Origin of the sequence: Ruegeria sp. (assembly GCF_040830605.1) — a bacterium.
Taxonomy (GTDB): domain Bacteria; phylum Pseudomonadota; class Alphaproteobacteria; order Rhodobacterales; family Rhodobacteraceae; genus Ruegeria.
In genome coordinates, this window is the sequence record NZ_JBFOMD010000001.1 from 405,598 (window position 1) to 419,135 (window position 13,538).

The window sequence follows — 13,538 nt, forward strand, 5'->3', positions numbered from 1 at the left end:
GCGTATTCTCTCCGAAACATCCGGAGATCAAAGGCAATACACTGAAAATAAAAAACTTTCTAGACTTTCGCCGTGACGCTTTCCCATGCCGGATTATCACCCGGCCCTAGAATCAAACCGGGCGCAGGGTTAACCCGCGCCCGCAAAACCCCTTGAATCGCGACTCAGGCCGCCGAGCCACCTACGGTCAGCCCATCCATCAGCACCGTCGGCTGCCCGACCCCAACCGGCACCCATTGCCCGTCCTTGCCGCAATTGCCCATGCCCGGGTCCAGCGCCATGTCGTTGCCAAGCCCCCGAATGCGCTTGAGCGCCGAGGGGCCGTCGCCGATCAGCGTCGCCCCCTTGACCGGCGCGCCGATCTTGCCGTTCTGCACGCGGTAGGCCTCGGTGCAGGAAAAGACGAACTTGCCGTTGGTGATATCCACCTGACCGCCGCCGAACCCCACGGCCCAGATGCCGTCCTTGATCTCGGCCACCAGTTCCGCCGGATCGGCCTCGCCGCCCAGCATGATCGTGTTGGTCATCCGCGGCATCGGCTTGTGTGCAAAGCTCTGCCGCCGCCCGTTGCCGGTCGGTACAGCCCCCATCAAGCGGGCGTTCTGGCGGTCCTGCATATAGCCGGTCAGCACGCCATCCTCGATCAGAACCGTGCGAGAACTCGGCGTGCCCTCGTCGTCGATGGTGATCGAGCCCCGGCGGTCGCGAATTGTGCCGTCATCCACCACCGTCACGCCCTTGGCCGCGATCTGCTGGCCCATGAGGCCTGCAAAGGCCGAGCTGCCCTTGCGGTTGAAATCGCCCTCCAGCCCGTGGCCGATGGCCTCGTGCAGCAGGATGCCGGGCCAGCCGGGACCAAGCGCCACTTCCATGACACCGGCCGGAGCAGGAACGGCGTCGAGATTGACCAGCGCGATCCGCAGCGCCTCGCGCGCCTTGGCCCGCCAGTCGGCGGGGTCGATCAGCCCGTCGAGCCCGACGCGGCCGCCGCCACCCGCCGAGCCGCTTTCGCGCCGCCCGTACTGTTCCACGATCACCGAGACATTGAGGCGGGTCATCGGCCGCACGTCGCGCATCTGCACCCCGTCGGGACGCAGGATCTCGACCTCCTGCACCGACGCGGCGAGCGAGGCGCTGACCTGCACCACGCGCGGATCCAGATCGCGGGCAAAGGCGTCGATCTCGCGCAGCGTGTCGATCTTGACCGGAAAGCTGGCCGATTCGATCGGATCGTCATCCCCATAAAGCCGTGTATTGGTGGCGCGCGGCGCGTCAGCCAGCGTACCGCCGCCATCGCCCACCGCCAGCCGGGCGGTTTCGGCGGCGCGCTTCAGCGCGGGAATCGAAACCTCGGTGGAATGCGCATAGCCCGCCACCTCACCCTGCACCGCGCGCAGCCCGAACCCTTCGGAGGCGTCATACGACGCGCTCCGCAGGCGCCCGTCGTCAAAGACCAGCGCCTCGGACTTGCGGCGCTCGACGAACAGCTCGCCATCGTCGGCTCCGTCGGTCGCCGCCCTTAGCACGTTAAGCGCTTCGTCGCGTGGAAGCGCGGTTTCAAGGGGGCGAAACGGGTCTTGGGGCATGGCGCGGACCTTTCGGGTTTGATCCAGATCAAAAATAGCGTCCGTTTGACGCAAGCATTTTGCTTTATCTAGTCCCCGGAATATGATTTTTAACGCAGCCAAAGACAACGGGTGGAGTGCGTCTTGATTCACGCCGCCCGATCAGGGACGCAAAGATCAAACGATCAGGACAGAAAATGAAGAATGCTTTGACGCTTTCGGGGCTTTTTGCCGCCCTTTCGAGCCTGCCCGCCATGGCGCAGGACCTGGAGATCATCGGCAAGCCGGTTGACGGCGCCATGGGCTTTCAGCCCGCCGCGACCGAACTGGCCCGCGGTATTCAATCGCTCGATGGCCGGATTCTGGTCATCATCACGGCGGTCTGCATTCTGGTTGGTGCGCTGCTTGTGTACTGCATCGTGCGCTACAACAGCCGGACCAACCCGACGCCCGCCAAGTTCTCGCATTTTACGCCGGTCGAGATTGCATGGACGATCGGGCCGATTCTGATCCTGGTCTATATCGGCGCCTATTCACTGCCGGTTCTGTTCAACCAGCAGGAAATTCCCGAGGGGGACGTTACTATCAAGGTGACCGGCTACCAGTGGTACTGGGGCTATGAATACGTCGACGAAGGCTTTGAATTCGAAAGTTTCATGCTGGGCCGCGAAGCGCTTGAGGATAACGGTTACAGCAAGGATGAATATCTGCTGGCCACCGACACCGCCGTTGTCGTTCCGGTGAACAAGGTCATCGTGATGCAGGTGACCGGTGCCGACGTGATCCACTCCTGGACCATCCCCTCGTTCGGTGTGAAGCAGGACGCCGTGCCGGGCCGTCTGGCCGAGCTGTGGTTCAAGGCGGATCAGGAAGGGATCTATTTCGGCCAGTGTTCCGAGCTGTGCGGCAAGGACCACGCCTATATGCCGATCACCGTCAAGGTCGTCAGCGAAGAGGCCTATGCCGAATGGCTGGCGGGCGCCAAGGAAGAGTATGCCGGCATTCCGCAAACCTATCAGGTGGCATCGAACTGATCTGACTAGGGGCGGGGCCGACCCCGCCCATTTGCAAATGATGTAGGGTGCGTGGTCTCCGCGCACCTTTCGCGCCCAAAGGACCAAAGATGAGCGACGCAAGCATCAATGCCAGCCCAGCCCGAAAAAGGGGCCGCGAGGACGAGGCCAGCTTTGGCGACTATTTCGCCCTGCTGAAGCCGCGCGTGATGTCGCTGGTGGTGTTTACCGCTCTTGTAGGGCTGGTCGCCGCGCCGGTAACGGTACATCCCGTCATCGGCTTCTGCGCCATCCTGTTCATCGCCATCGGCGGCGGTGCCTCGGGTGCGCTGAACATGTGGTGGGACGCAGATATCGACCGGGTGATGAAGCGCACCAAGGGTCGCCCGATCCCCACGGGCAAGGTCGAAGAGGGCGAGGCGCTGGCCATCGGTCTGGCACTGTCGGGCCTGTCGGTGATCATGCTGGCGCTGGCCACCAATATCTTTGCCGGGGCCTTCCTGGCCTTCACGATTTTCTTCTACGCCGTTGTCTACACGATGTGGCTCAAGCGCTCGACGCCGCAGAACATCGTGATCGGCGGCGCCGCAGGGGCCTTCCCGCCGGTGATCGGCTGGATTGCCGCGACCGGGTCCATGGCGGTCGAGCCGTGGCTGATGTTTGCGCTGACCTTCATGTGGACGCCGCCGCATTTCTGGGCGCTGGCGCTCTTCATGCGCTCGGACTACGACGATGCAGGCGTGCCGATGCTGACGGTAACTCATGGCCGCCGCGCCACGCGGGTGCACATCCTGGTCTACACCGCATTGCTGGCGATCTTTGCCGTGGGCACCTCGTTCTCGGGCATCGGCGGCCCGATCTACCTGACCGTCTCGCTGGTTCTGAACGCGCTGTTCCTGCGCGGTGCCTGGGCCATCTCGCGCCGCGACGAGGACGATGCCGAGGCCGATAACTTCAAGGTCGAACGTGGCTTCTTCAAACTGTCGCTGCTCTACCTCTTCCTGCATTTCGGCGCGATTCTGGCCGAAGCACTGCTCAAGCCCTACGGGCTGGGAGGCTGGTCATGAGCCTGCGCAAGTCGCATGAGCTGCACGAGCGCCGGTTCAGCCGCAATCTGGGCGTGGCACTGACGCTGGCGGCCTTCATCGTGATCATCTTCGGCCTGACGGTGGTCAAGGTCACCCGCGGCGATTTCGAGCCGCCCCGCGGCGCGGAGGTACAGAACTGATGGCGCTCAGCGGTCCTCAGAAAACGGTGATCCAGCTGGTGGGCGTGGTTGTGCTGATGGGCGGGCTCGCCTGGGCCTCGGTCCCGTTCTACGACTGGTTCTGCCGCGTGACCGGCTTTGGCGGCGCCACCGGCGTGGCCGAGCAGGGCTCGGACACCATTCTGGATAAGACCATCAAGGTGCGCTTCGACGCCTCGAAGGAACGCGGCATGCCGTGGGAGTTCAAGCCGGTCGAGCGCGAGATGGAGATGCGCATCGGCGAAACCGGGCTGGCCTTTTACGAGGCCTACAACCCCACCGACCGCCCGGTTGCCGGGCAGGCGTCGTACAACGTGACGCCATACTCCGCCGGTGGCTTCTTCGAGAAAATCGCCTGTTTCTGCTTTGACGAGCAGGTGCTGCAACCGGGCGAGCGGGTACAGATGCCCGTGACCTTCTTTGTCGATCCCGAAATCGTCGAGGATCGCGAAGCGAAATATGTGCATACGATCACGCTGTCGTATACATTCTACGAAATCGACCTGCCCGAGGGCTATGCCGCCCTCGAAGCGCAGGCAGAAAACAACACGAACTAATGCCGCAAGGTGAGGGACGCTGATGGCACACGCGAAAGACCATGACTACCACATTCTGAACCCGTCGATCTGGCCGCTGATCGGTGCCGCCGGCGGTTTCACCATGCTGTGCGGCGCCGTGCTGTGGATGCACGATATCACGCCATACATGTTCTGGGCGGGGCTGCTGGCCGTGCTCTACACCATGTTCGCATGGTGGTCGGATGTGGTGGCCGAAAGCCGCGTGGGCGATCACACGCCCGTGGTGCGGATCGGCCTGCGCTACGGCTTCATCCTGTTCATCATGTCCGAGGTGATGTTCTTCTTCGCCTGGTTCTGGTCCTTCTTCAAGCACCGCATGTACCCGATGCAGGACTATGTGGGCACCGAGTACATCGCGCCGGACATCCACGCGGTCGACCCGTTCCACCTGCCGCTGATCAACACACTGGTGCTGCTGCTGTCGGGCTGCGCGGTGACCTGGGCGCACCATGCGCTGGTGCATGAAAACGACCGCAAGGCACTGGTTCAGGGTCTGGCCATCGGCATCGTCCTCGGCGTGATCTTCACCTTCCTGCAGGGCTACGAATATGCCGAGCTGCTGGCGCATGAAGGCTGGGAATTTGGCGGTGACCAGTTCTATTCCAACTTCTTCATGGCCACCGGGTTCCACGGTGCGCACGTGATCATCGGGACCATCTTCCTGACCGTCTGCCTGGTGCGCGCGATGCGTGGCGATTTCACCCCGGAAAAGCACGTGGGCTTCGAGGCCGCGGCCTGGTACTGGCACTTCGTCGATGTGGTCTGGCTGTTCCTGTTCTTCGCCGTCTACATCTGGGGCCAGGCACCGCTGTTCCACTGATCCCGGCGGTCAAACCAAGCGACAAGGCGTTTGCAAACGCCTTGTCCAAGCGGTTTTCAAACCGCTTAAGCCGCTTCCAAGCGGCTTTTCTTTTTCCCGCACCACGTCAAATTGCCACCATTACAATTGCACGGTTGCAATCCCGGGCGCTCCAACCATAACAACAAGCCGGCTCGCGGGGCGCCCCTCGCGCCGCTTCGAACTCGGGACCTGACATGCGCCGTATCCTGTTTCTGTTGATCTTCGGTCTGGCCGGGCTGGCGGTGCTGCTGTCGCTGGGCACGTGGCAGGTCCGGCGGCTGGCGTGGAAAGAGGCACTGCTGGCCGAGATCGACACCCGCATCGACGGCGATTCGTTGGCCTTGCCCGCCGCGCCCGATGCGAACACGGACCGCTACCTGCCGGTCACCATGTCCGGAGAGATGCTGCCCGGCGAAATTCACGTTCTGGTCTCGGTCAAGCATGTGGGCCCCGGCTACCGCATCATCGCGCCGTTCCGGACGGACGGGCGCACGATCCTCGTGGATCGTGGCTTCGTCCGGACCGAGGCCAAGACCTCCCCGCGTACCGTGGGCGCGATGCAGATCGCCGGCAACATCCATTGGCCCGATGAGATCGACGGCTACACGCCCGACCCGGACCTCGGCGGCAATATCTGGTTCGCCCGCGATGTGCCCGCGCTGGCCGAGGCGCTCGAGACCGAACCGGTTCTGCTGATCGCCCGCAACCGGACCGACCCGGACATCACGCCTTTGCCGGTGGACACCGCCGGTATTCCCAACGATCACCTGAACTATGCCGTCACCTGGTTTGGCCTGGCCCTGGTCTGGGCTGCCATGACCGCCTATTTCCTGTGGCGCAGCCGCGCCAAAGCAGAAAGCTGAGAGCGATGAAATACATCTCGACCCGAGGGCAGGCGCCCGAGCTGACATTCGAAGAGGCCATGCTGACCGGTCTGGCCCGCGACGGGGGCCTCTACCTGCCCGCCGAAATCCCGCAGATGAGCCAGGACGAGATCGCCGCCCTGGCCGGGCTGCCCTATGAGCAGATCGCGTTCCGCGTCATGTGGCCCTATGTCAGCGGCTCCTTTGCCGAGGATGAGTTCAAAGGGATCATCGCCCGGGCCTACCAGGGCTTCGGCCACGCCGCCCGCGCGCCGCTGAAGCAGCTCAACGAAAACCACTTCCTGCTCGAACTGTTCCACGGCCCCACGCTGGCCTTCAAGGATTTCGCCATGCAGCTGATCGGCCAGCTGTTCCAGGTGGCGCTGAAAAAACGCGGCGAGCGGGTGACCATTGTGGGCGCAACCTCCGGCGATACCGGCTCGGCGGCGATCGAGGCGTTCCGGGGGCTCGACGCGGTGGATGTCTTCATCCTCTTTCCCCATGGCCGCGTCTCCGAGGTGCAGCGCCGCCAGATGACAACGCCCGCCGACAGCAACGTGCACGCGCTGGCGCTCGACGGTGATTTCGACGACTGCCAGGCCGCCGTGAAGGACATGTTCAACGATTTCGACTTCCGCGACGGGGTCAAACTGGCGGGCGTGAACTCGATCAACTTCGCCCGAGTGCTGGCGCAGGTGGTCTATTACTTCTCCGCCGCCGCCAGCCTCGGCGCACCGCACCGCAAGGTCAGCTTTACCGTGCCCACCGGCAATTTCGGCGACATCTTTGCGGGCTACATCGCCAAGCGCATGGGCCTGCCCATCGACCGGCTGGTGGTGGCGACCAACCAGAACGACATCCTGCACCGCTGCCTCTCGGGCGAGGGGTACTACAAGGGCGACACCATCCCCTCGATCAGCCCGTCAATGGACATTCAGGTCAGCTCCAATTTCGAACGTGCGCTCTATTATGCCTATGGCGAGGATGGAGGCGCTGTGGCGCAGTTGATGGATGAGCTGAAACAGGGCGGCTTTGACGTAAGCCAGGGCGCGATGGAAAGCTTGCGGGAAAGCTTCGATTCGGGCCGCGCCTCCGAGGGCGAGACGCTCGCCACGATCCAGGCCACCCTGACATCCGGCGCCGAGCTGCTCTGCCCCCATTCCGCCGTCGGTGTGAAAGTGGCCGAAGAGGCCCGTGCGGGCGATATTCCGATGATCACGCTCGCCACTGCACACCCGGCGAAATTCCCTGCCGCGGTGGAACAGGCCAGCGGCATACATCCGCCTCTTCCCCCCCGCATGTCTGATCTGTATGACAGGCCGGAACGGGTGACCCGCATCGCCAACGATCTGGGCGCCATCCAGGACCACATCAGAGGGCAGATTACTGCGTGACTGTTAAACAAGACCAACTGGCCAACGGCTTTCGTATCGTCAGTGAACACATGCCGGGGCTGCAATCAGCGGCCATCGGCATCTGGGTGACCGCAGGCGGCCGCCACGAGCGGATCGAGCAGAACGGGATTGCCCATTTCCTCGAACACATGGCGTTCAAGGGCACCGAGCGGCGCACGGCGCTGGAAATTGCCGAGGCCATCGAGGATGTGGGCGGCTACATCAACGCCTATACCTCGCGCGAGGTGACGGCGTACTACGCCCGCGTGCTCAAGGACGACGTGGCGCTGGCCATGGACGTGATCGGGGATATCGTGATGAACCCGATCTTCGACCCGCGCGAGATCGAGGTCGAGCGTGGGGTGATCCTGCAGGAAATCGGCCAGTCCCACGACACCCCCGATGACGTGATCTTTGACTGGCTGCAGGAGGAAAGCTATCGCGACCAGCCGCTGGGCCGGACCATTCTGGGCCCGACCGAACGGGTCAGTGCGTTTTCGCGCGAGGATCTGGCCGGGTTCGTGGCCGAGCATTACGGCCCCGAGCAGATGATTCTGTCCGCCGCAGGCGCCGTCGATCACGACCAGCTGATGAAACTGGCCGAAGAGATGTTCGGCCATCTGACACCCCGCAAAGGGCTGATCGCGGAACCGGCCCGGTTCACCGGCGGCGAGGCGCGGCGCGAAAAGGCGCTGGAGCAGGCCCATTTCGCGCTGGCACTGGAAAGCCCCGGCTATCGCGACGACACGATCTATACCGCGCAGATCTATTCCAGCGCGCTGGGCGGCGGCATGTCCTCGCGCCTGTTTCAGGAGGTGCGCGAGGTGCGCGGCCTCTGCTACACGATCTTCGCGCAGACCGGCGCCTATGCCGATACCGGCTCGACCACGATCTATGCCGGAACCTCCGCCGGGCAGGTCGAGGAGCTCGCGGGCATCACCATCGACGAGATGAAGCGCGCCGCCGAGGACATGAGCCCCGAAGAGGTCGCCCGCGCCCGTGCCCAGATGAAGGCCGGGATGCTGATGGGGCTGGAAAGCCCCTCGAACCGGGCCGAACGTCTGGCGCGGCTGGTACAGATCTGGGGCAAGGTGCCCTCGCTCGAGGAAACCGTGGCCAAGATTGATGCGGTGACGACGGCGGATGTGCGTGACTTTGCCGAAGACATGGCGGTCAAGGCCCCGGCGGCGTTGGCGCTCTATGGTCCGATCGCGGCGGCACCGACCCTGGCCCAATTGCAGGAGAGGCGCGCAGCGTGATGCTTCTGGGCAAGCGCAAGCTGAAACTCGAGACCGAGCGCCTCAGCCTGCGCCCGCCCGTGCATTCCGATTTCCGCGACTGGACGGCCCTGCGCCGGACCTCGAAGGATTTCCTGACCCCGTGGGAGCCGAGCTGGGCCGCCGATCACCTGAGCCGCAAGGCGTTCACCAACCGCGTCTACTGGGCGCAGCGCTCGGTCGCCAACGGCACGGCCATCCCACTGTTTCTGTTCCGGCGCGAGGACGACGTGCTGGTGGGCGCGATCACGCTGGACAACATCCGCCGCGGCCCGGCGCAGGCGGGGACGCTGGGATACTGGACCGGGCAGGCCCATGCGCGGCACGGCTACATGCGCGAGGCCATCGGTGCGCTGGTCCACTATGCCTTCGCCCGGCTGGACCTGAGCCGGATCGAGGCTGCCTGTCTGCCCGAAAACGCCGCCTCGCGCGGGCTGCTGGAAAGCTCGGGGTTCAAATACGAAGGCGTGGCGCAGTCCTATCTGCAGATCAACGGGCGGTGGCGGACGCATGTGCTCTATGCCAGCCTGCGCTCCGACCGGCGTGGCCGGACGGATGTAGGGTAGGTGGCCCCGTTGGGGCCATTGGGGCGTTGCCCCAAACCCCGGAGTATTTCTGAAAAGATGAAGAGCAGGTGCGTGACTTGTAAGGCTATTGGGCTACACTAGCGGAATGCGTTGGGTTGTTCTGGCAGTGGCGATGGTCTGGGGCGCTTCGGCGGCGGCGCAGGAGCGGCGGCCGAGCCATTGTATCGCGCTGGCCGATGCCGCGCCCGGAATCGAGTATCTGCACAAGGCCAACTGGCAGGACCCGGTGCCGGACTATTCCGTGCGGCTGAGCTATATCGCCCACGCCTCGTTCCTGTTGCAGACGCCCGGTGGGATCACCGCGGTCACCGATTTCACTGGCTTCATCGGCAGCGCCCCGCTGATCCCGGACGTGGTGACCATGAACCACGCGCATGAAACCCACTGGACCGCGCATCCCGATCCCGCGATTCCCCACGTGCTGCCGGGCTGGGGGCCGTTCGGCGAGGGGATCGAGCATCATCTGGATCTGGGCGAAATGCTGATCCGCAATGTCTCGACCGATATCCGGTCCTCCTTTGCCGGGGTCGAGGAAAAGGGAAACTCGATTTTCGTCTTCGAGGTCGAGGGGCTGTGCATCGGCCATCTGGGCCACCTGCATCACGTGCCGACCGAGGCGCAGTTTGCCGCGCTGGGGCGGCTGGACGTGGTGATGGCGGCGGTGGATGGCGGCACCACCATGCCGCTGCCGGATATGATCAAGGTGCTGAAGCGGCTCAAAAGCTCGATCATCATTCCGATGCACTGGTTTTCGACTTATTCGCTGGGCGCGTTCACCGTTGGTATCCAGGACGAGTTCCCGGTGCAGCGTGACGGGGTGTCCGAGATCGAAGTCTCGCTGCGGACGCTGCCGGACCGGCCCACGGTGGTGGTGCTGGAACCGCAATATCTCATCGAACAGGAATAGCGCTTGCCGGGCGCGGCCGGTTTCGGCATGGATCGGGTATGGACCTGAACCCCGCTGACGAGAGCTTTATCGCGCGCCTGCGCGACGTGCTGCCCGAGGATGTGCTGCGCCCTGTCGAGAACCGGTACCTCTCCGAACCACGCGGGCGGTTTGCGGGGCAGGCGGGCCTGCTTGCGCTGCCCCGGCGGGTCGAGGAGGTCTCGGCGCTGGTGCGCGCGGCCTCACAGGCGCGGGTGCCGGTGGTGCCCTATAGCGGCGGCACAGGGCTGGTTGGCGGGCAGGTGATGCCCCAAGGCCCCGCGCCGCTGTTGATCTCGCTGGAGCGGATGAACGCGATCCGGGGCGTGTATCCGGCCGAAAACGTGCTGGTGGCCGAGGCCGGCGCCATCCTGTCCGACGTGCAGGATGCGGCGCTCGCAGTGGATCGCCTGTTCCCGCTGTCGCTGGCGGCCGAGGGCTCCTGCCGGATCGGCGGCAACCTTTCGACCAATGCAGGCGGCGTGAATGTGCTGCGCTACGGCAATGCGCGCGATCTGTGTCTGGGGCTCGAGGCGGTGCTGCCCGATGGCGGGATCTGGCACGGGCTGACCCGGCTGAGAAAGGACAATACCGGCTACGATCTGCGCAACCTGCTGATCGGGGCCGAGGGGACCTTGGGGATCATCACGGCGGCAGCGCTGAAGCTCAGCCCGGTGCCCGCCGGGATCGGCACCGCGATGATCGTGGTGCCGTCGCCCGAGGCGGCGCTGGGCCTGTTGGCACTGGCCCGCAGCCGCGTGGGCGAGGCGGTGAGCGCCTTTGAACTGATCCACGGGCAGGGCCTGCGGTTTCTCGACGAGGTCTTGCCGGACGTACGGCAGCCCTTTGCGGAACGGCCCGAATGGTGCGTCCTGATCGAGGTCGGTCTGGCCGGGGGGCTGGACCCCACCTCAGCGCTCGAAGCGATATTCGAACAGGCGGCAGAGCAGGGGCTGGCGCTGGACGGGGTGATTGCCCGGTCCGAGGCGCAGCGGGCCGACCTCTGGTCCGTGCGCGAACGCATCCCCGAGGCGAACCGCCTCACCGGGTCGCTATCCAGCCACGACATTTCCATCCCGCTCTCGTCCATCCCGGAATTCATCCGGCGTGGGGCCGAGGCGGTGGCGGGGATCGGCCAATTCCGGATCAACAGTTTCGGCCACGTGGGCGATGGCAACCTGCATTACAACGTCTTTCCCATGCCGAGCAGCAACCGCGCCGACAACGACCATCAGCGCGAGGCCGTGCAACGGGCGGTGCACGACCTGGTGCACGAAATGGGCGGCTCGGTCAGTGCCGAGCACGGGATTGGCCGGATGAAGGTGGGCGAGTTGGAACGCTATGGCGACCCGGTGCGGCTGGCCGCCATGCGGGCGATCAAGGCCGCGCTCGACCCGGCGGGGATCATGAACCCCGGCGCGGTGCTGCGCGCCTGACGTGCAGCCAAAGGCCCGCTATGCACCCTCGAACGCGCAGAGAGCGTGCACGTCCATGCCGAGATCTTCCAGCACCTTGCGCCCGCCCAGATCCGGCAGGTCGATGATGAAGGCGCAGGAAACGATCTCGCCGCCCAGCCGCTGGATCAGTTTGATCCCGGCCGCCGCGGTGCCGCCAGTGGCCAGCAGATCGTCCACCACCAGGATCGTCTCTCCGGGTTGAATGGCGTCGTCATGGATCTCGACGATGGCCTCGCCGTATTCCAGCTTGTAATCCTGACTGATCGTGGTGCCCGGCAGTTTGCCCTTCTTGCGGATCGGCACGAAGCCGACGCTCAGCTGATGCGCGATGGCGCCGCCCAGGATGAAGCCGCGCGCCTCAAGCCCGACAACCTTGTCGATGCGCTCGCCCGCGTATGGGTGCAGCATCTGGTCGATCGCCATGCGGAACCCGCGCGGATCGGCAAAAAGCGTGGTCACATCGCGGAACATGATCCCTTCATGCGGGAAGTCGACGATGGTGCGGATATAGTCCTTGACGGAGGTGTTTCTGGGCATTCGGGCCCCCTTGGTGGTCAGATCACCCGAGGGTTTCGCGCATCATCTTCGCGCGCGCAAGGGCCGCCGGATCGGTTTTCCGGCAGGTCAGCGTTTTCGCATCACTGGGCCTCCGCGCCGCTTGCGACCTGGCCCGGAGCGGCCCGCCCGGTCAGGCCGGGCGGCGCAGCAGGGCGGTTGCAACCCCCATCCCCATCAGGGTCACACCTCCGGCCCGGGTCAGCCCGGTGATAACGCCTTGGCGCCCGATCAGCCGCCGCAGCCGGTCGGCCAGCAGCGCATAGGCCAGCGAATTGATCCAGGCCAGGCCCACGAAGGTGGCGATCAGGATGCCGAATTGCGGCAGCAGCGCCTGGTCCGGGCGCAGGAACTGCGGCACGAAGGCGATGAAGAAGGCGATGGATTTGGGGTTAAGCGCGGTGACGGCAGCGGCATGGCCAAAGACGCCGTGCGCGGTGACGTCTCGACCGGTCCGCACCGGGGCCAGCCCTTCGTTGGGCGCGCTGCGCAGCAGCTTGATCCCCAGCCAGACCAGATAGGCGGCCCCCACCCATTTCAGCACCGAAAACAGCGTGGCCGAGGCCAACACCAGCGCCCCCAGCCCCAACAGCGAGGCGGACATGGCGATCAGGTCCCCAAGCGCCACGCCCGACGCAGAGGCCACCGCAACGCTGCGCCCCTTGGACAACGCATAGCTGAGCACCAGCAGCACGGTCGGGCCGGGGATCAGCAGCAGGGCGGTCGAGGCCGCGACAAAGGTCAGCCAAAGATCAAGGGACATGCGGTTGCTCCGGGTTGTTCCGGGCAACCCTGATTTACAGCGCCACGTTTTGCAAGGCGCGTCAGCCGGATATCCTCTGCATCGCCGCCTCCAGCGGACCCCGCCGGAAAGCACGGCCCCAGATCATCGCGTAGAGCGAACGAAACACGCAAAATCCCAGCCCGATGACCATGATCCGACGCGCAGTGAGCGCCGTTCAGCAGCCCCAGCGCCTCCAGCGCACCCCTGCCCAGCAGGATATGCGCGACATAGAGCGTCAAGCTCTGCCGTCCCGGCGCCATCAGGCCCGCGGACGGGGCACTCAACGTCACCCCGATCCCGCCAGCACCATGAACAGCGCGGCGGCACGGCCCTCGAGGCCGCTAATCGGGACAGAGGCCCAATCGGAGCCATCCGGCACATTGGCGGCGATGCGGAAATTGACCAGCACCATGCCGCAAAAGGCCAGACACCGCCCGCATCCAGCCCGCGCAG

16 protein-coding genes are annotated in these 13,538 nt (G+C 64.8%); 11 read left to right on the top strand and 5 right to left on the bottom strand.

What is annotated here, in order from left to right; genetic code table 11:
- Window positions 1-164: 164 nt before the first annotated feature.
- The gene (gene tldD, locus AB3N21_RS01870) at window positions 165-1,586 is read right to left on the bottom strand and encodes a metalloprotease TldD (RefSeq protein ID WP_367933618.1); all 1,422 of its coding nucleotides are present in this window, start codon (window positions 1,584-1,586) and stop codon (window positions 165-167) included.
- A 176-nt stretch (window positions 1,587-1,762) separates the two neighbouring features.
- Between tldD and coxB the strand changes: the two genes are divergently transcribed.
- The 11 genes from coxB (at window position 1,763) to AB3N21_RS01925 (ending at window position 11,725) form a co-directional block, all read left to right on the top strand.
- Window positions 1,763-2,599 carry a cytochrome c oxidase subunit II gene (gene coxB / locus AB3N21_RS01875; protein WP_367933619.1) on the top strand — a complete coding sequence of 279 codons (837 nt, stop codon included), beginning with the start codon at window positions 1,763-1,765 and terminating at the stop codon, window positions 2,597-2,599.
- Between the two features lie 89 nt (window positions 2,600-2,688).
- Window positions 2,689-3,645, top strand: coding sequence for a heme o synthase (gene cyoE / locus AB3N21_RS01880; protein WP_367933620.1), 957 nt, complete (start codon window positions 2,689-2,691; stop codon window positions 3,643-3,645).
- The gene (locus tag AB3N21_RS01885; RefSeq protein WP_171173572.1) at window positions 3,642-3,806 is read left to right on the top strand and encodes a hypothetical protein; all 165 of its coding nucleotides are present in this window, start codon (window positions 3,642-3,644) and stop codon (window positions 3,804-3,806) included. The genes cyoE and AB3N21_RS01885 overlap by 4 nt, the downstream gene beginning before the upstream one ends.
- On the top strand, window positions 3,806-4,381 hold the full coding sequence (locus AB3N21_RS01890; RefSeq protein ID WP_367933621.1) for a cytochrome c oxidase assembly protein: 576 nt from the start codon (window positions 3,806-3,808) through the stop codon (window positions 4,379-4,381). The genes AB3N21_RS01885 and AB3N21_RS01890 overlap by 1 nt, the downstream gene beginning before the upstream one ends.
- A 22-nt stretch (window positions 4,382-4,403) precedes the next feature.
- Complete coding sequence (locus AB3N21_RS01895) at window positions 4,404-5,222, top strand: cytochrome c oxidase subunit 3 (RefSeq protein WP_367933622.1); 819 nt, start codon at window positions 4,404-4,406, stop codon at window positions 5,220-5,222.
- A gap of 215 nt (window positions 5,223-5,437) precedes the next feature.
- Entirely contained in the window at window positions 5,438-6,106 is a 669-nt protein-coding gene (locus tag AB3N21_RS01900; protein ID WP_367933623.1) for an SURF1 family protein, read from the top strand.
- Between the two features lie 5 nt (window positions 6,107-6,111).
- Complete coding sequence (gene thrC, locus AB3N21_RS01905) at window positions 6,112-7,500, top strand: threonine synthase (RefSeq protein ID WP_367933624.1); 1,389 nt, start codon at window positions 6,112-6,114, stop codon at window positions 7,498-7,500.
- The gene (locus AB3N21_RS01910) at window positions 7,497-8,759 is read left to right on the top strand and encodes a M16 family metallopeptidase (RefSeq protein WP_367933625.1); all 1,263 of its coding nucleotides are present in this window, start codon (window positions 7,497-7,499) and stop codon (window positions 8,757-8,759) included. Before thrC ends, AB3N21_RS01910 begins: the two co-directional genes overlap by 4 nt.
- On the top strand, window positions 8,759-9,343 hold the full coding sequence (locus tag AB3N21_RS01915; protein WP_367933626.1) for a GNAT family N-acetyltransferase: 585 nt from the start codon (window positions 8,759-8,761) through the stop codon (window positions 9,341-9,343). Before AB3N21_RS01910 ends, AB3N21_RS01915 begins: the two co-directional genes overlap by 1 nt.
- 106 nt (window positions 9,344-9,449) lie before the next feature.
- Window positions 9,450-10,271, top strand: coding sequence for an MBL fold metallo-hydrolase (locus AB3N21_RS01920; protein ID WP_367933627.1), 822 nt, complete (start codon window positions 9,450-9,452; stop codon window positions 10,269-10,271).
- 38 nt (window positions 10,272-10,309) lie between these two features.
- The gene (locus AB3N21_RS01925; protein ID WP_367933628.1) at window positions 10,310-11,725 is read left to right on the top strand and encodes an FAD-binding oxidoreductase; all 1,416 of its coding nucleotides are present in this window, start codon (window positions 10,310-10,312) and stop codon (window positions 11,723-11,725) included.
- 18 nt (window positions 11,726-11,743) lie between these two features.
- Here AB3N21_RS01925 and AB3N21_RS01930 read toward each other — a convergent pair whose 3' ends face one another.
- The 4 genes from AB3N21_RS01930 to AB3N21_RS01945 all read right to left on the bottom strand — a co-directional run bounded on the left by AB3N21_RS01930 (window position 11,744) and on the right by AB3N21_RS01945 (window position 13,497).
- Window positions 11,744-12,283 carry an adenine phosphoribosyltransferase gene (locus AB3N21_RS01930; RefSeq protein ID WP_367933629.1) on the bottom strand — a complete coding sequence of 180 codons (540 nt, stop codon included), beginning with the start codon at window positions 12,281-12,283 and terminating at the stop codon, window positions 11,744-11,746.
- Between the two features lie 151 nt (window positions 12,284-12,434).
- A complete protein-coding gene (locus AB3N21_RS01935) occupies window positions 12,435-13,064 on the bottom strand; it encodes a LysE family translocator (protein WP_367933630.1) in 630 nt (209 codons plus the stop codon).
- Between the two features lie 61 nt (window positions 13,065-13,125).
- Window positions 13,126-13,236: a hypothetical protein gene (locus tag AB3N21_RS01940; protein ID WP_367933631.1), complete on the bottom strand. Its 111-nt coding sequence runs from the start codon at window positions 13,234-13,236 to the stop codon at window positions 13,126-13,128.
- Between the two features lie 135 nt (window positions 13,237-13,371).
- Window positions 13,372-13,497, bottom strand: a complete 126-nt coding sequence (locus AB3N21_RS01945) for a hypothetical protein (protein WP_367933632.1) — start codon at window positions 13,495-13,497, stop codon at window positions 13,372-13,374.
- Window positions 13,498-13,538: the final 41 nt, after the last annotated feature.